Genomic DNA, 261 nt, shown 5'->3' on the forward strand with positions numbered 1-261 from the left:
CGATTTCCAATCGTGCTCCTTCGACCAAACTCGGACACCTCTCCATATGGCTCCCCGAACAGGACTCGAACCTGTGACAACTCGATTAACAGTCGAGTGCTCTACCAACTGAGCTATCAGGGAATATGACTACAATTCAAGGTTTGCACCCTGAAAACTAGATCCGAAACTTGCGCATTACGCTTGAGCAGCGCGTCTCACTCGCTTTCGCTTGCAAGACTCTTTTCTTGGATAAGCCCTCGACCGATTAGTATTCGTCAG

Annotated in this window: 1 tRNA gene; it reads right to left on the bottom strand. The window is 49.0% G+C overall.

Features of this window, described 5'->3' with window-relative positions:
- Positions 1-47: 47 nt before the first annotated feature.
- Positions 48-123 (bottom strand) — tRNA-Asn (locus tag LRL21_RS45200).
- Between the last annotated feature and the right edge of the window lie 138 nt (positions 124-261).

Source organism: Paenibacillus periandrae, assembly GCF_022458865.1.
GTDB classification, from domain to species: Bacteria; Bacillota; Bacilli; order Paenibacillales; family NBRC-103111; genus Paenibacillus_S; species Paenibacillus_S periandrae.